Genomic DNA, 22,921 nt, shown 5'->3' on the forward strand with positions numbered 1-22,921 from the left:
GGAAAGCGGGGAACCAAGAGGTTCCCCGTTTTAATTAGGTTAATTAGGGTAAATTTCGCCTACGAGTTTGGAAAGGATCTGATTTAGCACTTGCATAGATGTTGAGACTAACGTCCACTCTTGTTGTACGTTGGTCATCTGATTCTGCAAGTTTAACTGCTGGGTTTGTCCTTGAGTTGTGTAGTCTTGTTGGTCAGCTTGGATTTGAGTGAATAGAGGTCCTAAACCACCTGTAGGGGTGATATTGGGAAATCCATTGGAAATAAAACCTTCTAACGAAGCTAATGTAGGGATCCAGTCTGTGGGACCAGTCATTTTGAAAACGGTACTTTTATATGAATCATCACTATTCTTTTGTTCTTGGATTTTCAGGTTGGCAAGTAGAGAGTTTAACAAGTTGAGCTGGTTAAATGTAATCGTGAGAGCATATTTATAATTCGCAGTCGCATTAAGCATTTCAGATTTTTGAGACGAGGAGATATTGGGTAATTTATTAATTTTATTTAGTAACTCCTCTACCAAATTTTGAGCACGTCGGCAACGATCTGTATCACGAGTTATGTATTCTTTTTCCTTCGATAGGGCAAGGCACGTTTCAAAATAATCCCCACAGAATAAGTCAACACCTTCTTTACTTTGGATAAGATAGGAGGAGAGGTTGTAATACACCGAAGTTGTAGAAAAGTGGTTGGTGATTTTTAAGAGATCATTAATAGCGTTCGCAGCAAGGTTATTGAAGTTAATCTCTTCTATCAGAGGATTTAAGAAGGCCGATTGTTTAGGTAACTGGGAGTTTAAGATTAAGTAGATAAACGCAGAACCCAGGCTCTCTGAATTTAGCCAGCTTTCTACGGCTTTCCTGCGATCAGCAGTGAAACTTGCATCTGCAGGATTAAATTCCTTATACTTTTTATCTAACTCCTCTATTTGTTGTTGGAGTTTTAAGACGTGCGCATCTGCTTCTGTTTTAAAATTTTGTAAGACAGTTTTAGCTTGATTAGCGAAATCCGAAGTTATCGCTCTAATTTTTAACTCTACTTGGACAAAATTTTCAAAAGCGGGGATTTGATAACCACTTTCATCTTTAGCATAATTAACAAAGCCACTAGAATTAGTTATTGCTACCATTTCTTTCCCAACCTCAGAAAAGAACGGATAATTTTGAATGGCGGCGCCTTTGTTTTTTAAGAACGTTTTTACTTGATCGTTAGAGGTTATGGCATTATTTAGAGTGTATTCAGAAATCTCTTGAAATGCGTTCATCTTGGCAATGAATTGAGTTACAGTAGTAGCGAAACCGGTTGTATTGTCTATAGTAAGCTCTAAATACTTAGGAACATGTTTATCAAAGATTTGCTGTTCTTCTGTTGTAAGATTTCCACGCATTTGGGATAAGCTTGTCAAAGCTGCATTTGCTTCCATAGCGGCGGTTACTAGAACAGAAGTATAGTCTTTTCCTGCTACAATATTTTTAGATTCACCTACCCAGGAAGTATAAGAACTAACACCTTGTTGAAATGCTGCTAATTGATTTTCTAGAGTTTGTTTTTCGTTTTCTATTGAAGAACGTACTGTAGTGAGATTCTGCACAGCAATTTGATAGGCTCCTGTAACTCCCTCTCGGTATATAGCAGCATCTCTAGACTTTAGATACAAATCTAAAGAAGCTTTGCTAGGGAGATCTGTAGCATCGTAAATCGTTTTTAGATCGGTATTATCCAGAGGACTTTTAGTTAGAAGACCGCTCAAGGCTAGCTGTGTTTTAATAACGTCTTCTTCCCCTCCTAATGCGTGCTCTTTATTAACGGCCTCTGTAAGGCCGTTAAAGGTAGCCTGAAGCATTACCATCCCATTGACACTTTCCACATTATCTTTGGTGGGATCAGGGATTTTTGCTTCAAGAGCTTTCATGTTTTCCATCATTTTTAGGGTTTCTCCCCCAATAGAGGATCGATAAGTCATGAACTGTTCTTTAACATGAGTATCGAAGAAATCTGATGCGAATTGATCAGCGTGTTCTTCACTTGCTTTCTTAATTTCCTCTTCCGAGGCTCCTACAGCTGTGAGCTTTTCTGTTAGCTTGTCTTGACCTTTTTTAATTTCGGCAGCTTGCTCTTTTTTGATCTGTGTAAGAATCTCTTCCTTACTAGGTTGATAGCAGTTGTTGAATACTTTTTTCTGCTCATCGGCAGAAAGAGAAGGTTTATTTTTAAGTGGAGTAATTAAGGCAGTAGCAAGAATTATAGAAGCTATCTGAGCCAAATTAACTTCAGGGGTTGTAGCTATAAAAGCTTCTAAGCCATCAAGAATAAGAGGTACCAAAGCAACAGCTGCTTCTCCTTGAAAACCAGCAATTGTTCCTGCTTTCCCAGAAGCAGTATTTGGACTGCTTCCTGTATGACGCTTAGGTGCTACAGGTGGGGAGGGGAATATCGTGTTGTTGGGATTTAACAACATAGAAGCTTGGACATTACCAGATTCTATTGCAGATGCTAAACGTTTTAAAAAGTATAACCCGGAATTCAATGCTTCTATGTCTATCGCTGGCTGAGCTTTAGCATCAAAATTAGAAAACTTATGGTTTAACTTAATGTTAAATAAACCTTCACCGGAAACTGTTTTAGGCCTGTTCTGTATATAAAAAGAAGACATAGAAATTATTTTGTAATTTTTTATTTTATTTTCTTATTTTAAGAACTTTTTTTCTATTCTGCTTTTTAATTAAAATTTTTTTGTTTTCTTATAATGTTGTTAGTTTTGTTTTTATGAAAAACTATTTATTTTTGATTAATTATAAAAATAGTTTTCATGTTAATTTTATTAGAAATAAAAGTTAACAAGACTGTTCTCCGTATGGATATCATCAATAGTTATTCTATTTCAGCAAATTATAAAAAATTGCCGATAACACCTTGTGCAGAGTCGATACAAAAAAGACATCAGTTATTGGAGAGTATTTTTCATTATGAAAGAACTGAATTTGAGCGTCATATTGTGCAACATCTGTTGTGTATTTTAGATCAAAAATCCGATGAAAAATACCGACAATTAATAGAGAAGCTTCGCAAATCCGAAATAGAAGATCGCGTGGTGAGCAAGAAGAGCCGTACGGCTGCTGTGCATCATAAACCTTTATCTGACCTACACGCACCGATTGCTGTAGTGGCTCAAACCTCTACTTTAGGAGTCAGTGATAATCCGCGCGCAGAAGACCCTTTCTATAATGCTACTAAGCAACAGTGGGCGCAAAACCTGTTGAAGGGGATAAAAGAGGTTGTTGATGAGATTGTAACAGCTATCACAACAACCACACCACCATCTCCTTCTGCAGATGCTCTTAAAAAGATCCAAGCAGAGGTTAATCGTTTAATCTCTGTAGGTACAAATTTAACGAATAAGGATTTCGAAAGTTTATACGCTCTTCCTAAGTTAATTTTTACTACTGTGCAACGAGCTGATATTTTTACAGGCGGTCAGAAAACAGATTTTATAAATAAGTTAGCAGAGAAATATGGTAATTCCACTCAATTATCTCAGGTTTTTGCTGATGGTCGTATTGAGGGGTTAAAAGATGTTCTTAATGTAGTTAAAACTAAATTAACGGATGAAGAATTTGCTATTTTCTTAGAGATTGAAAAAGAGCTGAACGACTTACAATCTGCAGTAAGGACCTATGATCAAGAGAAATTTGATAGTATTGATTTGGTAGGAGATCAATTAGCAGATACAATCAATATATCTGCCTTATCAAGAAATGATAAAATCGATTTATGTGCTCAGATCTCTTATTTATATAAAGACCAAGTAGATGCTGTAGAGTCATTTAACGTTATTGTCGAAGCAACAATCTTTGTGAACCGTCACCAAGAAGCTATTTTTTCTCAAATATCCAGTTTAGTAGCTTCTTTTGTAGGAGTATTTGCTCCTATTGATTTAGGAAAAGTGACTTCTGAGATCAGTAGCGCCGCTATTGCCGGAGCTTTACAAGCCTTACGTGCGATTAATTCAAGATTTAATGATTTAACTGCGGAGCAAAAAAAACTAGTTAATGATGCTATAAAGAATATAGCAGTTTTTAAAGGCGAGGAATATATAGGGGCCGTTTGGGCTTATTTTGTTGCATCCACTGTTCTTGCTAATAAAACTACAGCAACTATGGCAGAGGTTGGTAATGCAATTAAAGAAGCAGCTAAAGAGATGGAAAATTCCTCATTGCAATTAGCTCCAAAGATTAAAACAACGATGGAGACCATTACAACTACTGGGAGTTTTCAGCCTAGTGGTACTAGTGAAAATTATACAATTTATTCTCAAAGTGGCTCTACAGTATCTATTAACCACAGTCTTTTAAATCGTGGTGATGTAGGATTTTTACCCAATATAACATCAAAAGCGACAGCTCAAGCTGAGACTACAGCCAGAGATTATTTTGCATTTAAAGGTCTTGCTCAAGTAGAAATAGCAAAACTTTTATCTAAAGTTGAAACGACTCAGACGCAGCATAAGGATTTTCAAAATCTAAAAGCAGAACTTTATAAAGATCAGTTATTTGCTCAGGCTAATGAGCTACAAGCCATGGCTTTACCTTCAGCTGTAGCTTCTGTGTTAATTGATCGCTATATGCCTAAGGAGGTGGATTTCTTAAATGATATTTACGCTCAGCTTTACTATAGCAATCTAGGCTCATCTGTTGGCAATGCTATGATCGATGCCATTTCAGAATATGTTAACGGCGCTACCTATTTCAATTTCGCCAGTTATGTTGGTCAACAGCCTGCTGTAGGGCAGAAAGGTAAAGATGAATTTCCTGGAACAGCAGATAGTGCGAGAAATAAATTAGAAACAGAGCGTCAGAAAGCAGCTGCATATCTTAAAAGCACACAGCATGCCGAAGAAGTTTTAGAAGAACAGGTCAAAAAAGTTACTGAAGATTCGAAAATTACTAACGAACAGCGCACACGTATCATCGATTCCTTAAATAACTACCGAGATAATTTAAATGCGATATCCGGATCTATAGTGTTACTGCAAAACTATTTGGCACCTTTAAGTATAGACAATGGTTCTGTGGATGGAACCTTTACTGTTAGGGGTGGGCAAGATCAGTGGCAAGAACGCTTAGAGATCTTAGAGGATGCTTTAGTTTCAGGTCTGTCAGGAAATGCCATCAACGGAGGGATGTTCCCACTACAGGCAACGATACAGTCTGACCAGCAATCTTTTGCTGATATGGGACAAAACTATCAGTTGGAATTGCAAATGCACTTAACATCCATGCAACAAGAATGGACAGTTGTTGCGACTTCTTTACAAGTTTTAAACCAGATGTATCTGAGTTTAGCTAGAAGCTTAATGGGGAATATTTCTTAAAATTATAAGATTTTTCTTATGATTTCCTGGCGGTTGGCATGATTCTCGCTTCTTGTCTTCTTGTAAGAGCAAGAAAAGATAGGGAAGAGATCATGTCCACACCACATGCGCAACAAGAATTAGCACGTTTAGAATTCATTAACGATCAGCTACGTGCGGAACTAGAATATGTAAATACGTTACTGTGTGACATAGGATTCCCTGAAGGATTAACGACTATCAAAGCGATAGCTAAAGAAGTCCTTACAGAAGATGATTTCTTAGATTAATAAGAGAAAGAATCTCCAAGATAGTGCTGCTTGACCATAGGATTGGCTATCATTTGAGAAGAAGATCCTTCGAAGAAGATCTTTCCATCAATAATGAGATAGCAACGATCTGCTATAGAAAGTAGTTCTTTAGCGTTATGATCCGTAATGAGAATACCAATACCACGACCAGAAAGAATTTTAATCAGGTATTTTACGTTTTGAATAACGAGAGGATCGACGTTTGCAAAAGGCTCATCAAGTAGGAGAACACTAGGGTTTAAAGCTAATACACAAGCGATTTCTAATCTCCGTCGTTCTCCTCCAGATAATGTTCCTGCTTTTTTATTTATGCATGAGGCGAGTTGCAGATCGTCGATCAGAGTATCTAAAAGGTGGGATTGTTGTTTTCTAGCTTTGTAGATAATTTCCAAAATGCAGATAAGATTTTCTCTTACTGTAAGATCTTTAAATACCGTAGGTTCTTGAGCGAGATAGCCAATACCTAATCGCGCTCGGTGGTCCATCGTTTTTTTAGTAACATCAGTGTTTTTAAAAATGATCTTTCCTGAATCGGGACGAATTAACCCTACTGTAAGATAAAAGGCTGTTGTTTTCCCCGCACCATTAGGCCCTAAAAGCCCAACAACCTCTCCAGCATTTACCTCGAAAGAGACGTTGTTGGTGACAGGCTTTTTGTTGTATTTTTTTACTAAATTACAAACAGAAAGTATCGGCATAAAACTCACTTTCTCAATAAAGATAGGGATAAGGTTTTCATGCCTCCTACAGCACGTTCTGCAGGAGCATCAGGATTAGGATGAATAGGATCTACATGAAAGCGACAGTCGTAAATATTTAAAGAGCAATCATGGTAGTTTAACAATCCCCCGTTGCCCTGAAATGTCATAAGCTTGTCTAAATCTTGTGTGTGGATATGCCCTGATAACTTAGACAAAATCTCCTTACAAGCATAGTTTGCATCAGAGAAGTGCAGCTCCATACAGGATTTCTCTACATGGCAGTTGAAAAACTGCTGTTCCGGAGAGACAATTTGCTTGTGTATGCCGAGTTTCTTAATTTTTAAAAAAGGCGGAGCCTTTTCAAAATGCTTGTTCATACAAGAGACATCACAAATGCTATCTACTTTGATTATAGCAACGATTGTTGAGCAAGCAACTCCGAATATCCCTAAAGAACATATCAAGCCGTAGAATAAGAATTTGGTCATACTGAGGCCATCTCAAATGAACGTACACAAGTATAGAGCTGATCCCATAGGGGAAGAAGAGCTTCAAAAGTCTTTAATGATAACATGGAAGCCGCATCGCTTTTTGCTATGGCTGGATTCGCATGGGTTTCTATGAATAAACCATGCGCTCCTGCAGCTAGGGCAGCTCGTGTTAATGTGGGAATAAACTCTGTTTGCCCCCCACTATGTGTTTTGAGTCCTCCAGGAAGCTGTACAGAATGTGTACCATCAAAAACAACGGGAAAACCCATACCCGAAAGTACAGGGATAGAGCGCATATCTGAAACAAGATTATTGTAACCGAAAGAGCAGCCTCTTTCTGTTAAAATAATTTTATTATTTCCGGTAGAGAGAACTTTATCTACAGGGCCTTGCATATCCCAAGGAGAAAGAAATTGACCCTTTTTAATGTTGATAACGGCATTTGTCTCTGCTGCAGCAACAAGAAGATCTGTTTGGCGACATAAAAATGCAGGGATTTGTAGGATGTCGCACACTTTTGCTGCTGCACGGGCTTCTTCAGGAGAATGCACATCTGTAAGGATTTCTACACCTAAAGTATCCTTAACTTTAGATAGGATTCTTAACCCCTCGTTTAATCCTGGGCCTCGGTAAGAATTTATAGAAGAACGGTTTGCCTTGTCATAGCTACTTTTGAAAATCCAATGTATACGATCGGCATACGGAGTAACTAATTCTTGAATTCTCGAGGCAATTTCTAACGTAGTTTCCTCTTCCTCTATGACACAAGGACCGGCAATTAGGATCATCTTATCTGAGAACATCGCGAGCACTCTTTTTCTTCCGTTAAAAAGCCACTATAGAGGTTTATTTGAAACAAGTCTACCCACGATTTTGTGGGGAGAGCGCTCTTCGAGGAACACAGGGAAGTTCGCCTTGGGTCGAGTCTTAATTGACTTTTTTAGATTTAGACTTATACTGGAACCTGAATTATCCTTATGCCTGGGCTGAGGTGACAAGCCCTTAGCCAAGGTTAAATATTCCTCCATAGATCTGGACCGATAGCTCAGTGGATAGAGCATTCGCCTTCTAAGCGAATGGTCGCAGGTTCGAATCCTGCTCGGTCCGAATTCCTTTTAAGAAATCCCTAAATACAAGCAGGTTGCTTCTTCTTTGCCTGCGGAGGCTCCGCAGGCTAAACAGAATATATTGGAGAGGATGAGATATTCCGGAAAATGTATCTAACGGGAGAAGCTTCTAAAACTACTTGTCTTCCATAATTTCTAAGCTGACTTTTACGTTGTTTCTGCTGGCTACAGAGACAAGTAGAGTGCGGATAGCTTTGATTGTGCGACCCTCTTTTCCGATGATTTTGCCGATATCGGGCTTCGCAACTGTTAATTCATAGATAATCGTGTGGGTGCCTTGAACTTCTTTGATATGTACTTCCTCAGGGCGGTCTACAAGGTTTTTGATAATATAAGCTAAAAAGTCTTTCATAAAGTAATCCTATAACTAAATTCGCGTTATCTGCGGGAGAACGGTAAAAAAATCGAACTCAGATTAATTTAATTTTAATTCGTCTGTTAAAATAATCAAACTTAATTAATGATCGATGTGTATTTTATAATTGATTCAAATAATTGTTTGTTAATAACAGTTTTACTATTATGAAATTCTTTTATTATCAAGATCTTCATATCCCGGGGTAGTTCTGTTGTTAGGTTTAGATGTTTACGTGTCTGAGGGTGGATAAAATCCAAGCTATAGGCGTGCAATTGTTGTTTGTCAAGACCATAACAGGCGTTTTTAGAGGGGGATCCGTAGACGGGGTCGCCTAGGATTGGGGTATTGAGATACTTCATATGCACTCTAAGTTGGTGAGTCCGTCCTGTTTCTGGATGTAGGAGTACTAAACTTAATTTTTCATTGTAGGCGAGTACCTCACAACGAGTAACGGCTTCCTTCCCTGTGGGGGAAACCGCCATTTCCTTGCGTTTGCTGTGGTGTCTAGCGAGCTTTGTTTCAATTCTCGTAGTTGTGGGTTTCCCTATACAAATAGCGATATAGCTCTTTGTTAGTTGTTTAGAGGCGAATAGCTCGCTATAAATTTTCTTTGCTTGTCGGGTTTTTGCTGTTATTAATAGACCAGAAGTATCTTTATCCAATCGATGAATAATCCCCGGTCGCCACGGCTCTTCGGGGAACTCTTGTTTAAGGCGTTCTCCTATTTCATGAAGTAAAGCATGAACAACGGTTCCTTTAGCATGTCCAGGAGCAGGGTGCACTACCATGTCTCTAGGTTTATTTATAACGAGAATCTCTTCATCTTCATAAATCTTATCTAGAGGGATCGCCTCAGGAAGGAGCTCTAAAAGTTCTTCTTTTTCTTCTATTACAATAGAAACAGAATCCCCAGGAACCAGTTGGGTGGAAACTTTTGTTTGTATCTGCTCATTAACTGTAACGCGTTTATCTACAATATGTTGTTGATAAAAAGCTCGAGAATACTCTGGATTTTGAGTAACTAAGAACTTATCTAATCGATCGCGATTAGTTTCATTAACAATAAAAATAAGAGAGTTATTTGATTTCATTGCAATGAGCAGTTTTTATTAAAACATTTTAAAATAAAGAACCTTATGGTTCTAGAGAAAGCTATTGAAAATAGCTTTAATAAGTCCTTAGTTAAGGACTTATTTCATTAATCTAGTAGGGTAGTTCGGCTTTAGAGTAGTGTGGTTTTATAGCTGATTTTTTGCTGAAGAGCTGCATGCGTAGCTAAATTATAGTTGTGTTATTTTTTAGAAACTATCTTTTATATTTGAAAAATTTAGTTTGTAGGTGCTGCCAAATCAATTTGTTGAAATTGCATGCAGGCTAAAAAGGTAAGAGCATCGGTAGATGTGCATAGAAATGTATGGGTAAGAAGGCTAGATACGTGGTTTAGGGATTTTTGCCATTCTTCAGCTGAGCAAGGGAAAGAAGACATTTCTTTAGCAAGGTAGTAAGTATCATTGTGGAAGATAAGAGAAAGATAGAGCTTCTGATTTAAAAATGGAGCCCAGCGTTTTGCAGAGTTTAGAAAACGCGAAGAATCTTCTTCAGTGAGAGGTAAAGCTAGAAAGTAGGTAATCCCCATACTATTCTTTATAGATAGAGCGCATTTTCTTAGATGCTTTCTGAGCGCGATCCATTTCTTTATGGATATTGCCGAAAGAAGAAATAAGGATAGATTGGATGAACTTGTCATACATCTCTTTTCCTTTTTCTTCGCCCATTTTTTGAATGAGAGCTAGTCTTAGCTGATCTAAAGTACGTACAGGACCTTCAAATGTCATGTTTGTTGGAGATAAATATTCGGGAGTATTGATCTCTTTTGCTGGTGAAGTTTCTTGAGTCTCAGCTTTTTTGATATTGATGTAACGCGGTTCCATAACCCTACAGACCTTGATGCCTAGCTTAATTACGTATTTTACTATGCAGAGAAGTTATTTTCTATAATCATAAAATAAAAAGTTTCAAAAATAGAAAATTTTTTGTTTTTGATTATACTAAAGCTTGTTGTTTAAGAACTGATTTCTTTTGTTTAGAAAACGATAGAACTTGTGTTTTTCTTTTTCCAAGCTCGCCGTATTTTGCTAAAAGGCCTTTAAGATATTTGATCGTGAATTTCTTCATGTTATTCAGATCTTTTTCTACAGCTGCTTGCTTTTTCTCTATCTTTGCAAGATCTTTAGTATAGTGACTTTCGTTAAAGCAGAGGATTTTCTTAATAGCCAAGCTAGCAAGCTGTCCCGTTGCTTCCTTATTTGGAGTTTCAGGTAAGCTGGCAAGGAAAGGGGATAAAGAAGATAAAACAGCTTCATGAAGATCTTCTTGAGAAACTTTATTGCCTAATTTCGAGAGGTTTTCTCTGACAGTATCATACAAACGATGCTTAATGAAAATGTATTCTAAAGATTTATAGTAATGTTCTTGAGAGAGTTCATCATGAAGTATTTGGAGCTCTTTTTGTAAGTAGCCTTCGAGAACTTCTGTATGGAGCCTTAGAATTTCAGAAATCGTTGTTTCTACGGGTTTATTATTATAGATAGCTGTAGGTTTTGATGTGAGAACGACCTGACATTCGGTATGTTGAAATAGCGTCTCAAGAATGTCTTTAGCATAAACTCCTTTGGGGAGTTTGATTTCTATATGAGGTTGATCTGTTGAGAAATCTTGAATGGAATCGATTTTAATCACACCGCGTTTTGCAGCATTTTCTATAGAACGAATTAGCGTTTCTGTTGTTGTTGAAGGGCAGATTTCTTTTATGATTAAGGTTTTTTGATCCGCAATTTGAATAGAAGCTCGCATCGTTATCGATCCTAAGCCATCTTGATATTCTGAGGCATCCATAACGCCTCCAGAATAGAAATCAGGAAGAAGGGTAAAGGCACGATTATTTAAAACAGCAATTTGCGCTGCTATAAGCTCACAAAGGTTATGGGGGAAAATTTTTGTAGTCATGCCTACAGCAATGCCCTCAACACCGTGGAGTAGAAGTAAAGGGAGTTTTGCAGGAAGAATATCAGGTTCCTTTTCTCGTCCATCATAGGAATCATGGAAAGACATTAAATCTGTGTTAAATAGAATCTCTTTAGCAAGAGGGCTAAGGCGTGCTTCAATATAGCGGGCTGCGGCATGGGGATCTCCCGTTAGGGGATTCCCGAAATTTCCCTGCATATCGATCAGATAACCCTTATTTGCCAAAACAACAAGGGCTTCAACGATCGGAGCATCTCCATGGGGATGCAATGCCATCGTGCGCCCAGCAATATTGGCAACCTTGTGCATTTTACCATCATCCATGCGAAACAATGTCCAAAGAAGACGTCGTTGTACAGGTTTGAGGCCATCAAGAATATGAGGAATAGCTCTTTCTAGAATCACATAAGATGCGTAGTGCATGAAATGCGTTTTAAAAAGATCAGAAACATTATGCATAAACTACAAGTTGGTAATAAGGTTATCCATAATAAATTGTTTTCGTTCTTTAGTGTTTTTCCCCATGTAAAATTGCAAAAGAGTCTCTAAAGATTCTAATGAACCAATGGTTACAGGAGTTAGGCGCATATCTGCACCAATAAAGGTTTTAAACTCTTTAGGAGATATCTCTCCTAAACCTTTAAATCTTGTTATTTCTAAATTCGCTTCTTTTTTTCCTAATTTCTGTATTGCTTGCACTTTTTCCTGATCTGAATAGCAATATAGAGTTGTGTCTTTATAACGCACCTTGAACAAAGGGGTTTCTAAGATAAATAGATGATGATTTTCAACAATGGGCAAGAAGGTTTTTAAAAAGAATGTAATTAATAAATTTCGGATATGCATACCATCGACATCAGCATCGGTGGCAAGGATAATTTTATTATAACGCAAGTGTTGCGTATTGTTTTTTGTAATTCCCAAAGCTGAGGCTAAATAAAATAGCTCATCATTTTTATACATTTTTTCTTCTTCCAAAGAAAAAACATTCATAGGCTTCCCTCGAAGGGAAAAGACAGCTTGGGTGAGAGGATTTCTTGAAGATAAAATAGAAGCCGAAGCGGATTCTCCTTCGGTGACAAAAATAGACGAAGCCTCACCATAAAGAGAGCGCTCGTTATAGTGAAACTTACAATCACGAAGTTTTGGAATCTTATAATGGAGTTTCTTTTGCTTATCTTTAAGATCTTGCTTGATAAATTGAATATTTTTTCGCGTCTTCTCATTGAGTTTAATTTTATCGAGAAGAAGGTCAGCATAGGATTTATTTTTTTTGAGCTCTTGAATAATCGCACTTTTAACATCTTTGATTATTCCCGAGCGAATTTGTGTATTTCCAAGCTTATTTTTTGTCTGTGATTCAAAAATGGGCGAGGCAATTTTTATTGCAATGCAGCCTACAAGGCCATCACGGATGTCATTACTTGTAAATGTTTTTCCGAAATACTCATTGATTCCTTTAACAATAGCTTCTTTAAACGCTGCTAGGTGTGTGCCGCCATCTACGGTTTCCTGACCATTAACAAAGGAGAAATACCGTTCATTATGTGTTTCTAGATGGGTAAATAGAAAAGATAATTCAGAATTTTGGAATGCTATAGGAGGATAAAGAGTTTCCTCTGTAATTTCTTCTTTAAATAAGTCTTGAAGGCCTTGTTGTGATACGAAAACTTCATCGTTACATAGTATTTCGAGCCCAGGATGCAGATAGGTATAACGACGGATTTTTTTTCTTAAAAACTCATCATTGAAAGAGAAATCGGTAAAGATCGTTGGATCCGGAGAAAAGGTGATTTCTGTTCCATCAGGGTCTTTCGTAGACCCTTGACGGGAATTTTGCAAAATACCTTTGCAAAATGTGGCAGCATGGTATTTTTTCTTGCGTACAGAACGCACTGTAAATGTCTCTGAAAGGGCATTTACAGCTTTTAACCCTACACCATTTAATCCTACAGAAAAATGAAAAACATCTTGAGTGTACTTTGCTCCTGTGTTGATTTTAGAGACACATTCGATCATTTTCCCTAAAGGAATGCCTCGACCATAATCACGCACAGTTACACTAGTGGCCTGCGTAGAAATGGAAATGCGTTTCCCATGTCCCATGATAAATTCATCAATCGCGTTATCCACAACTTCTTTAAATAATGTGTAGATCCCATCTTCAACTTGAGAGCCGTCTCCTAATCTCCCTATATACATACCCGCACGTAAGCGGATATGTTCTAAAGAGGCTAGAGAAACAACACTAGCTTCAGTATATGTTGCCATATTTTTCTATTCTTCTTACTGGTTTCTAGGGAAAAGGCTTACATTAGAATTGAGTGGTGTTTGACTAAACAACTTAATGATTACTCATAGCAATGCTATGAGTATTTCTCAACAACAGCTCTGTTTGTTATTAGATTTCGAAGTGTCTGAGCTCTTCTCCCAGAAGATTTGCCAGATTACGACATTTCTTTTTCTCAATCAAGATAGACTAATTCTTAGAGTCATGCTCAAGATTTTTATACTTTATAAGTCTTTTTTCTAATTTTAAAATAGGAGATGTTTTTGTTTTACTGAGTTGTTGTTCTTTACGATAGAGTAGGAGTGCTAAAGTGGAGCCATCAAGAATTAGGGTCTCTACAGGATGATCTTGTGTTTAGGCTAAGGATTAAGCTCAGCTTCTTCGTGTTTTCTATACAAAAATGCTGGTTTAAAAAAGATAAATAGATGGCATCTAATTTTGTCTTGGGCTATACACCTAGATTACTTTCGTTCTCACTTTTCTATTGTTTTTCTTGTAGTTAGAGAATAAGCGAAGAATTTACTGCAACGTGCTTATGGTCCTAGGGGTTGTTGGAATTAGCTATCGGGAGGCTGCTTTAAAAGAAAGAGAAGCGGCGATTAATATCCTAAAGGATTTTGAAGCTAATACATTATTTTCTCAGCGTTTTTTTGGTGGTGAGGGGTCTTTCGTTTTACTGCTTACATGTCATAGAGCTGAAATTTATTATTTTTCTAAAAGCAATCATAATGTCCAATCGGAATTGCTTTCGCGGATTTCTGCTTTAGGAGCGCGTCCTTACTGTTATCAAGGATTAGCATGTTTCACACATTTATTTACTGTTACTAGTGGTATGGACAGTTTAATTTCTGGTGAGACAGAAATTCAGGGACAGGTGAAACGCGCCTATATTAAAGCAAAAACCGATCGAGAATTGCCTTTCGCGCTACATTTCCTATTTCAGAAGGCTTTAAAAGAAGGAAAGGATTTTCGTTCTCAAGTCTCTTTATCTCATCCTGTTGTGACTATAGAGTCTGTGGTTGAACAAACTCTAGACTTGCATGGTAAATCAACAAAAGACAAACTTTTATTTATCGGTTACTCCGATATTAATCGGAAAGTCGCAAACGGGTTGAGTGCGAAAGGTTACCGCAATCTAATTTTTTGCTCTCGAAAAAACATTTCCATACCCTACGCTACAGTAGCTCGTAGCCAACTTTCTTTTAGGGAACCCTATGATGTCATTTTCTTTGGATCTTCGGAATCGGCTAAAGATTTTCCCGGACTGTCTTTAGAAAATTTGGCAAGCATTTCAAATCGCGTGATCTTTGATTTTAATGTTCCGCGTACCTTTACCTTAATGGAGCGTCCCAAAGATATCGTATGTTTGGATATGGATTTTATTAGCGAGCAAGTGCAGAAGAAGCTTCAAATTAGTAAGCAATGTACAAATAAAGAAAAACCATTTTTAGCTCTAGCAGCAAGAAAACAATGGGAAGTTTATGAAAAAAAGTGCTCACATATATCTTCGAGCCAACTTCAAACTTCTCGTCCTAAACTGTTGATTCTTTAGCGTCTAATTCATCACTTGACATATACAGCTATCGAAAATACTCTAGGCTTTCATCGTCAATGCGATGAATTTGTATGCAAGTGTGGTCTAGTACTGGCAGATCGTAGTTGATAACAAGTGCAATAAAAATCAGCTCGATTTTTCTTAGGTCTTTTGTTCTTTATAGTGAAAAAGATGAACAAGAAAACGAACATGATATTGTTTATAGAAACAAGAAATCGTTTTTATTTTTAAAGTTTGTATTGGCATAACTCGATTTAAGGGCTGAAAAAGCTAAGTCTAGAAAAGAGGTTGTCTAATTTTTCGATGAAGAAGAGACAGCCGTTCCTGTATAGGAAGAGCGTGCATGTTGGAGAAATTGATAAAAAATTTTGCCACGTATATTGGTATAACGTCAACCCTCGAATTCGATGCTGATGGAGCATATGTCTTGCCTATAAGCGATCTTGTCAAGATACGTGTACTACAAAATGCAGATAATGAAATTGTATTTAAAGCTTTCTTAGGGGAATTGGCTCCTTCTGCGGACATAAACAAAGTATACTTACAGATGATGACGGCGAACTTGTTTGGTAGAGAAACAGGAGGTAGTGCTTTAGGATTGGATTCTGAAGGCCATGTCGTCATGACGCGTAGAATTCCCGAAGAAGTTTCATATGAAGATTTTGCACGTTACATAGAGAGTTTTATGAATTTTTCTGAAACCTGGCTAGAAGATTTGGGACTAAATAAAGCACAACAAGGACAATAGGCAACAGGGGTAGAAAAACATGGGTGCACGTTTAATTATTGATAAAGGCCCGTTGTCAGGATTTGTTCTAGTCCTTGAAGAAGGGACAAGCTGGTCGATAGGAAGAGATGACGCGACTAGCGATATTCAGTTAGAAGATCCTAAGATTGGCGATACCCAAGTTGTTATAAGTTTAGAAGCAGGTGTGTACTCTGTCACAAATTTAGACACTGCGTACCCTGTTATTGTAAATGGCAAAGAAATACAAGAGATAACAACTCTGCAAAACGGTGACATCTTAACGTTTGGAAGCAATCAATATTCTTTCTTCACGAATGAGTTTGATCCTGAGGACGTTGTTTACGATTTTGACCTTTCTTCGAAAAATACTACTAATGTCACGCCCGAACCTGCCGATAGTAAAAAGAAGACGAAGAAAGAGAAAAAGTCTTCACAAGACAGTGGAAAAAAATCTTCTTCGAAACAGCAAGATTCTTCCAATACTTCTCCTACCGATAAAGACAAAGAACTTGCTGAAGCTTTCTTAGCTTCTGCAAAGACAGGAAAGAAAGCTCTCGATCAAAAGGTAGATATAGATACGCTACCCGATTCTGGAATAAAAAAGAAAAAATCTCCATTAGGAGATATAAAAAATACTGAAACCCAGCATACTACTATGGAAGAAAACGGAGCTTTGCCTAATCAAAATCAGCAGCCGTTGCCAGATTCTGATCCTGTTAAACAGGAGCAATCGCAAGAAGGTGGTGACCGGCCTAAAGAAGGTGAACCTGTTAAAGAATCTCCTGCTTCTAAAGAAGAAGTATCTCCCCAAGGAACTGCACCTGATGAGAAGCGGGATGTAGAAGATGCCCTTGATGACAAAGAAGCTTCTGAAGATGTAGAGGATAAAAAAGAAACTTCCGAGGAAGTAGCGGATGATAAAGAAGCTGCTGAAGAAACTCCGGAGAACAAAGAAGAAACCGAAGAAAAGTCTGAAGAGGCTGACGAGAAAGCTGAAGAGGAAAACGAACAGGAAGATAAAAAGGCTGAAAAAGCTGAAATCTTGTCCCCGTTTAATGTGCAAGATCTCTTTAGATTTGATCAGGGTATTTTCCCTGCAGAAATAGATGATATCGTTCAGAAGAATGTTTCCGTAGATCTTTCTCAGCCCTCCCGCTTTTTACTAAAAGTATTAGCCGGAGCGAATATCGGTGCAGAGTTCCATCTAGATACAGGAAAATCCTATGTTTTAGGCAGTGATCCTGCTTCTGCGGATATTGTCTTTAACGATCTTAGCGTCTCAGGTCGCCATGCAAAGATCATCGTAAGTAACGATGGATCTATCATGGTAGAAGATTTAGGAAGTAAAAATGGCGTAATCATTGAAGGAAAGAAGATAGAGAACAGCTCTACTTTAAGTTCCAATCAAGTTGTTGCTCTAGGAACAACGCTATTCTTATTGATAGACCATTTGGCTCCTGCCGATACGATTGTAGCCTCATTTGCTCCAGAAGATTATGGTTTATTTGGTCGTCCTCAAGATGCTGAAGAAATAGCTCAGCAGGCAGCTCAGGAAGAAGAAGAAAAGCGTAAGCGAGCTACTCTGCCTACGGGATCTTTCATTCTCACATTGTTCATTGGTGGACTTGCTATCCTTTTCGGTATAGGTACAGCTTCTTTATTCCATACAAAAGAAGTTATCCCTATTGAAAATATGGACTTCCAAGAAGACATCGAGCGTGTAGTAAATGCCTTCCCAACAGTTCGTTACACATTTAATAAAAATAACGGTCAGCTCTTTTTAATCGGGCACGTAAAAAACAGTATTGATAAAAGCGAGCTTCTCTATAAAATGGACGCTTTGTCTTTCATCAAATCTATCGATGACAATGTGATTGATGACGAAGCCGTCTGGCAAGAAATGAACATCTTGTTATCAAAAAGAACAGAGTTCAAAGGTGTCAGTATGCACTCTCCAGAACCTGGACAGTTTGTGATCACAGGATACCTAAAAACAGAAGAACAGTCTGTATGTCTCTCAGATTACCTGAATGTGCATTTCAACTATCTTTCCCTGCTTGAAAACAAGGTAATCATAGAATCACAAATGTTGAAAGCAATTGCTGGTCAACTTTTGCAATCAGGATTTGCAAACATTCACGTAGCCTTTGTTAATGGCGAAGTTGTTCTTACCGGTTATGTAAACAATGCCGATGGTGAGAAATTCCGTTCTGTTGTTCAGGAAATTTCTAGTATACCTGGCGTACGTCTTGTAAAAAACTTTGTTGTTTTGCTTCCTGTTGAAGAAGGCATCATAGATTTAAATTTACGGTATCCTAGCCGTTATCGTGTAACCGGATATTCAAAATACGGTGACGTGAGCATTAATGTTGTAGTCAATGGTAGGATTTTGACCCGTGGTGATGTTATCGATGGAATGACGGTAACAAGCATCCAACCAAACTGTATCTTTTTAGAGAAGGAAGGGTTGAAATATAAAATCGAGTACAATAAATAGCCGATGTTAAGGCTTGATAATTCTTTTGTATTTAGGAAGAAATACTATGTTTAATATGGAAAATACAGCTGCTAAAGAAGATAAATCTTCTCGTCAGCTGTTTGATTTAGAGAAAGATATGCAGGATCTGAGTAAAGCTCAGGAGATCAAAGCTAACGTGCAGGATAAAGTGCAGAAATTAAATGCTTCTCTTCGAGAAGGTTCTGATAAAGTATTTTTCGAGAAGCAACAAACATTGTTAGCAGGATATCTAGCCCTTCAGAAAGTTCTCGGGCGGATCAACCGCAAAATGGTTTAACAGACTAGATAAGTGGAGAATTTATGAGTAGTGGTAGCGGGAGCAGTTGCTCAGCATTTAATTTTAATGACATGCTCAATGGCGTATGTAAGTACGTCCAAGGTGTGCAACAATATTTAACAGAATTAGAAACCTCAACGCAAGGTACTGTTGACTTAGGTACGATGTTTAATTTGCAGTTTCGTATGCAAATTTTATCACAGTACATGGAAGCAGTATCCAACATCTTGACAGCAGTGAACACAGAGATGATTACTATGGCAAGAGCTGTTAAAGGAAGTTAATAAACTAAGAGAAGGATCATGGCAGATTTGGAATTATTTAAAGCAGATTTTGCGTTGTTGTTTGAAGCTGGCATGTTGGCCATCAAACAAGGTGATGAAGAAAGCGCAAGAAAGCTTTTTCAATCTCTAGAAATTTTAAATCCTGACCACTACGGTCATGAATTGGGATTAGCATTGATTGACCTGCATAAGATGGAAATTTTTGCTGCAGAAGAGCGCTTAAGTGCTTTAGCACAAAAAGAAGTAGATAATTGGAGCATTAAGTCTTTCCTTTCTCTAACACATATGATGATTGTGTTACATCAAGGAAGCTCTTTTGAAGTGCGTCGTGAAAGCTTGGAAAACTGCTTAAAATTAGCAGATCAAGTGTTAGAAAATTGTGAAGTAGAATCAACAAGAATTCTTGCTCAATCCGTTTTAGACTGGCATGATACTCTAGTAGCTAAAAGTAGTGGACCTTTAGGTTAACCTAGTTTTTGGTTCTAAATAAAATATATACGGTTGTTGTCTTATGATAGATCCTTTACAGCTTTTTCCGAAGCTTGACTCCGATAAAGAAACAGCTTCTATACAAAAGCCCTCAGGAACTCCTTTAGCTAGCGAGCTGAATAAGGAAGTTCCTGCATTTTCTTTAGGAATGTCCGCGGATACTCTGAATAAAAATGTAGAGGATGTAAAGCCTAATCCTATGGCGATGATGCAAGATAGAAACTCTAATATCATCGATCCTGAATTGGAAGAAGCCTTAGATTCTGAAGAGCTCAAAGAGCAAATAAACAACCTAAAAGAGCGTTTGTGGGACGCACAAACAACTCTAAACCAAGATCAAAATAAACTATCTCCTGAACATTTTGAAGCTGTCAGTGTGATTATTGATTTAATCAATGGAGATCTTAGTGATATAGCTGAACATACACAGCAGAGCTTACAGAAAAAGACAGATGAGGAAAGCGATTCTGTTACACGTAAGATGATCAACTGGGTATCCTCAGGAGAGGAAGTTTTAAACAGAGCTCTTCTATATTTCTCTGATAGAAATGGAGAGCGAGAAAACTTAGCTGACTTTTTAAAAGTACAATACGCTGTGCAACGAGCAACACAAAGAGCAGAGCTCTTTGCTAGTATCGTAGGAACTACGGTAAGTAGTATAAAGACGATAATGACCACGCAATTAGGTTAACATGGACGAATTGACGACAGATTTTGACACTCTGATGTCGCAATTAAACGACGTGCATTTGACTACCGTTGTAGGTCGTATCACTGAAGTTGTCGGTATGTTAATCAAAGCCGTTGTTCCCAATGTTCGTGTTGGGGAAGTGTGCTTGGTTAAACGTCAGGGTATGGAGCCTCTTGTTACCGAAGTTGTTGGCTTCACACAAAGTTTTGCTTTTCTATCACCATTGGGAGAACTTTCTGGGGTTAGCCCTTCTTCAGAAGTGATCCCAACTGGTCTCCCTTTGTACATCCGTGCAGGGAATGGTCTTTTAGGGCGTGTGTTGAATGGTTTGGGAGAACCTATTGATACCGAACTGAAAGGACCCTTAGTCGATGTTAATGAAACCTATCCTGTTTTCCGTGCTCCACCAGATCCGTTGCATAGGGAAAAGTTAAGAACGATCTTGTCCACAGGCGTGCGCTGCATCGATGGTATGCTCACAGTAGCTAGAGGTCAGCGTATCGGGATTTTCGCTGGAGCCGGTGTGGGTAAATCCTCCCTTCTAGGGATGATTGCTAGAAATGCTGAAGAAGCCGATGTTAACGTGATTGCTCTCATAGGAGAGCGGGGACGTGAGGTTCGCGAGTTTATTGAGGGGGACCTTGGAGAAGAAGGAATGAAACGATCGGTGATCGTCGTTTCTACATCCGATCAATCATCACAATTACGATTAAATGCTGCTTATGTGGGTACTGCTATAGCAGAATATTTTCGTGATCAGGGAAAAACTGTCGTTTTAATGATGGATTCTGTAACCCGATTTGCCCGAGCCTTAAGGGAAGTAGGATTAGCTGCTGGAGAGCCTCCAGCTAGAGCAGGATACACACCTTCAGTATTTTCAACGTTACCTAGACTTCTAGAACGTTCGGGAGCATCAGATAAAGGAACAATCACAGCATTTTACACTGTGCTTGTCGCTGGAGATGATATGAACGAACCTGTTGCCGACGAAGTTAAATCGATTCTTGATGGACATATTGTCTTATCAAATGCTTTAGCACAGGCATATCACTATCCTGCTATTGATGTTTTGGCATCAATTAGCCGATTGCTAACAGCAATTGTTCCTGAGGAACAAAGACGCATCATAGGAAAAGCTCGTGAGGTATTAGCAAAGTATAAAGCAAACGAAATGCTTATACGTATTGGAGAATACCGCCGAGGTTCTGATCGCGAAGTGGATTTTGCTATAGATCACATAGACAAACTGAATAGATTCTTAAAGCAAGATATCCATGAAAAAACTAATTACGAGGAAGCTGCGCAACAACTTCGGGCTATTTTCCGATAAGATATTAAGGGTAGAATACCGTGCCTAAATACCCGTTAGAACCTGTCCTTACGATTAAAAAAGATCGTGTAGATAGAGCAGAAAAAGTTGTTAAGGAAAAGCGTCGTCTTTTAGAGATAGAACAAGAGAAGTTACGAGAAATCGAAGCGGCTCGTGACAAAGTAAAAAATCACTATATGCAAAAGATTCAGCAATTACGAGAATTGTTGGATGAGGGCACAACGAGTGATGCTGTTTTGCAGAGAAAAGCTTACATTAAAGTTGTTGCTGTGCAACTTGCTGAAGAAGAAGAAAAAGTTAACAAACAAAAAGAAAGCGTTTTAGCAGCTTCTAAAGAGCTGGAAAAAGCAGAAGTTAATTTAGCCAAACGGCGAAAAGAGGAAGAAAAGACGCGTTTGCATAAAGAAGAGTGGATGAAAGAAGCTCTCAAAGAAGAAGCGCGAGAAGTAGAAAAAGAGCAAGATGAAATGGGACAACTGCTTCATCAGTTACGCAAGAATAAACAACGTGAATCGGGGGAATCTAGTTCATGGAATTAAATAAAACATCCGAGTCTTTGTACAATTGCAAGACAGATCGCCATTCAGTACAACAAGAAGTAGGTCCAGAGCCTAAAGATAACCGTGACGTTAAAGTGTTTTCTTTAGAAGGCCGTCAACAATCAAAACAAGATCGTCAGGATAAAGTTTCCAGTAAAGATTCTCGTCAAGAATCTCGAGGAGCTGATGATAAGCATGTAGAAGAGAAAACATCAGCAGTATCTTCTAAAGAAGAAGATAAAGAAGAGAGTGATGGTTTCATGGCTTATGACAATCCTACAGCAGGCATGGCATTTGTAGATGTTGCTGCTTCTGTATCTAGTGAAGCCGTTGTAGAAAGTACTACAGTAGCTATCGGCAGTGCAGATTTACAGTGGGTGCAAGATGTTATTGCTAGTACTGTAGAATCTATGATGGTTGCTGATGTTAACGGTCAGCAATTAATCGAGTTAGTTTTAGATGCTGAAGGTAATGTTCCTGACATTTTTGCAGGTGCGAATTTAACATTAGTACAAACAGGAACAGACCTATCTGTAAAATTCTCTAATTTTGTAGATAATGCTCAGATGGCAGAAGCAATGAGTCTCATTGTGAATAACCCTTCTCAGCTTGCTGGTTTAGTAGAGGCATTAAAAAATCGTCATTTGAATTTGACAGAATTGGCTGTTGGATCAAGTATTGTACAATTGCCAACTATTGAAGAGGTGCAAACACCTCTACATATGATTGCTGCTACAATTCATCAAAGAGATGAAGAGAGAGATCAAGAAGGACAAGATCAGCAGCAACAGCAAGATCAAGAACAAAACCAATATAAAGTTGAAGAAGCACGTTTGTAA

General features: G+C 38.1%; 22 protein-coding genes and 1 tRNA gene. 13 read left to right on the top strand and 10 right to left on the bottom strand.

Features of this window, described 5'->3' with window-relative positions:
- Positions 1-39: 39 nt before the first annotated feature.
- Positions 40-2,652 (bottom strand): CT620/CT621 family type III secretion system effector, encoded by a 2,613-nt coding sequence (locus CCA_RS00085; RefSeq protein WP_011005990.1) that lies wholly within the window; start codon positions 2,650-2,652, stop codon positions 40-42.
- 201 nt (positions 2,653-2,853) lie between these two features.
- Between CCA_RS00085 and CCA_RS00090 the strand changes: the two genes are divergently transcribed.
- Positions 2,854-5,370: a CT620/CT621 family type III secretion system effector gene (locus CCA_RS00090; protein ID WP_011005991.1), complete on the top strand. Its 2,517-nt coding sequence runs from the start codon at positions 2,854-2,856 to the stop codon at positions 5,368-5,370.
- Between the two features lie 92 nt (positions 5,371-5,462).
- Positions 5,463-5,639 carry a hypothetical protein gene (locus CCA_RS00095; protein WP_238374165.1) on the top strand — a complete coding sequence of 59 codons (177 nt, stop codon included), beginning with the start codon at positions 5,463-5,465 and terminating at the stop codon, positions 5,637-5,639.
- Here the strand turns inward: CCA_RS00095 and lptB are convergent.
- The 3 genes from lptB to kdsA are packed head-to-tail and all read right to left on the bottom strand — an operon-like array spanning position 5,636 to position 7,655.
- The gene (gene lptB, locus CCA_RS00100) at positions 5,636-6,358 is read right to left on the bottom strand and encodes an LPS export ABC transporter ATP-binding protein (RefSeq protein WP_011005993.1); all 723 of its coding nucleotides are present in this window, start codon (positions 6,356-6,358) and stop codon (positions 5,636-5,638) included. The genes CCA_RS00095 and lptB overlap by 4 nt on opposite strands.
- Before the next feature lie 5 nt (positions 6,359-6,363).
- Positions 6,364-6,849, bottom strand: coding sequence for a DUF1137 domain-containing protein (locus tag CCA_RS00105; protein WP_011005994.1), 486 nt, complete (start codon positions 6,847-6,849; stop codon positions 6,364-6,366).
- Positions 6,846-7,655 (bottom strand): 3-deoxy-8-phosphooctulonate synthase, encoded by an 810-nt coding sequence (kdsA, locus tag CCA_RS00110; RefSeq protein ID WP_011005995.1) that lies wholly within the window; start codon positions 7,653-7,655, stop codon positions 6,846-6,848. Before kdsA ends, CCA_RS00105 begins: the two co-directional genes overlap by 4 nt.
- Before the next feature lie 231 nt (positions 7,656-7,886).
- On the opposite strand from kdsA, the gene CCA_RS00115 reads away from it, so the two are divergent.
- Positions 7,887-7,959 (top strand) — tRNA-Arg (locus CCA_RS00115).
- Positions 7,960-8,094: 135 nt separating this feature from the next.
- Here CCA_RS00115 and CCA_RS00120 read toward each other — a convergent pair.
- From CCA_RS00120 to CCA_RS00145, 6 genes are all read right to left on the bottom strand, one after another.
- Entirely contained in the window at positions 8,095-8,331 is a 237-nt protein-coding gene (locus CCA_RS00120; RefSeq protein WP_011005996.1) for a KH domain-containing protein, read from the bottom strand.
- Positions 8,332-8,432: 101 nt separating this feature from the next.
- Positions 8,433-9,428 (bottom strand): RluA family pseudouridine synthase, encoded by a 996-nt coding sequence (locus tag CCA_RS00125; protein ID WP_041462186.1) that lies wholly within the window; start codon positions 9,426-9,428, stop codon positions 8,433-8,435.
- A 236-nt stretch (positions 9,429-9,664) separates the two neighbouring features.
- Positions 9,665-9,973, bottom strand: coding sequence for a hypothetical protein (locus tag CCA_RS00130; RefSeq protein WP_011005997.1), 309 nt, complete (start codon positions 9,971-9,973; stop codon positions 9,665-9,667).
- Between the two features lies 1 nt (position 9,974).
- A complete protein-coding gene (locus CCA_RS00135) occupies positions 9,975-10,268 on the bottom strand; it encodes a hypothetical protein (RefSeq protein ID WP_011005998.1) in 294 nt (97 codons plus the stop codon).
- Between the two features lie 112 nt (positions 10,269-10,380).
- Positions 10,381-11,820 carry a DNA gyrase subunit A gene (locus tag CCA_RS00140; RefSeq protein WP_011005999.1) on the bottom strand — a complete coding sequence of 480 codons (1,440 nt, stop codon included), beginning with the start codon at positions 11,818-11,820 and terminating at the stop codon, positions 10,381-10,383.
- A 3-nt stretch (positions 11,821-11,823) separates the two neighbouring features.
- Positions 11,824-13,632 carry a DNA topoisomerase IV subunit B gene (locus tag CCA_RS00145; protein ID WP_011006000.1) on the bottom strand — a complete coding sequence of 603 codons (1,809 nt, stop codon included), beginning with the start codon at positions 13,630-13,632 and terminating at the stop codon, positions 11,824-11,826.
- Positions 13,633-14,186: 554 nt separating this feature from the next.
- Here CCA_RS00145 and CCA_RS00150 point away from each other — a divergent pair.
- The 10 genes from CCA_RS00150 (at position 14,187) to CCA_RS00195 (ending at position 22,921) form a co-directional block, all read left to right on the top strand.
- Complete coding sequence (locus CCA_RS00150; RefSeq protein WP_011006001.1) at positions 14,187-15,203, top strand: glutamyl-tRNA reductase; 1,017 nt, start codon at positions 14,187-14,189, stop codon at positions 15,201-15,203.
- A 346-nt stretch (positions 15,204-15,549) separates the two neighbouring features.
- Complete coding sequence (locus tag CCA_RS00155; protein ID WP_011006002.1) at positions 15,550-15,954, top strand: CesT family type III secretion system chaperone; 405 nt, start codon at positions 15,550-15,552, stop codon at positions 15,952-15,954.
- A 19-nt stretch (positions 15,955-15,973) separates the two neighbouring features.
- On the top strand, positions 15,974-18,451 hold the full coding sequence (gene sctD / locus CCA_RS00160) for a type III secretion system inner membrane ring subunit SctD (protein ID WP_011006003.1): 2,478 nt from the start codon (positions 15,974-15,976) through the stop codon (positions 18,449-18,451).
- Positions 18,452-18,497: 46 nt separating this feature from the next.
- Positions 18,498-18,749, top strand: a complete 252-nt coding sequence (locus CCA_RS00165) for a DUF5398 family protein (RefSeq protein WP_011006004.1) — start codon at positions 18,498-18,500, stop codon at positions 18,747-18,749.
- A gap of 23 nt (positions 18,750-18,772) precedes the next feature.
- Positions 18,773-19,033, top strand: coding sequence for a DUF5407 family protein (locus CCA_RS00170; RefSeq protein WP_011006005.1), 261 nt, complete (start codon positions 18,773-18,775; stop codon positions 19,031-19,033).
- 18 nt (positions 19,034-19,051) lie between these two features.
- Positions 19,052-19,501 (top strand): hypothetical protein, encoded by a 450-nt coding sequence (locus tag CCA_RS00175; protein ID WP_011006006.1) that lies wholly within the window; start codon positions 19,052-19,054, stop codon positions 19,499-19,501.
- 43 nt (positions 19,502-19,544) lie between these two features.
- Positions 19,545-20,213 (top strand): hypothetical protein, encoded by a 669-nt coding sequence (locus CCA_RS00180; RefSeq protein WP_011006007.1) that lies wholly within the window; start codon positions 19,545-19,547, stop codon positions 20,211-20,213.
- Position 20,214: 1 nt separating this feature from the next.
- Entirely contained in the window at positions 20,215-21,543 is a 1,329-nt protein-coding gene (sctN, locus tag CCA_RS00185; RefSeq protein WP_011006008.1) for a type III secretion system ATPase SctN, read from the top strand.
- 20 nt (positions 21,544-21,563) lie between these two features.
- Positions 21,564-22,082: a hypothetical protein gene (locus tag CCA_RS00190; protein WP_011006009.1), complete on the top strand. Its 519-nt coding sequence runs from the start codon at positions 21,564-21,566 to the stop codon at positions 22,080-22,082.
- Entirely contained in the window at positions 22,073-22,921 is an 849-nt protein-coding gene (locus CCA_RS00195) for a DUF5421 family protein (protein WP_011006010.1), read from the top strand. Before CCA_RS00190 ends, CCA_RS00195 begins: the two co-directional genes overlap by 10 nt.

Source organism: Chlamydia caviae GPIC (genome assembly GCF_000007605.1).
Lineage (GTDB): Bacteria > Chlamydiota > Chlamydiia > Chlamydiales > Chlamydiaceae > Chlamydia > Chlamydia caviae.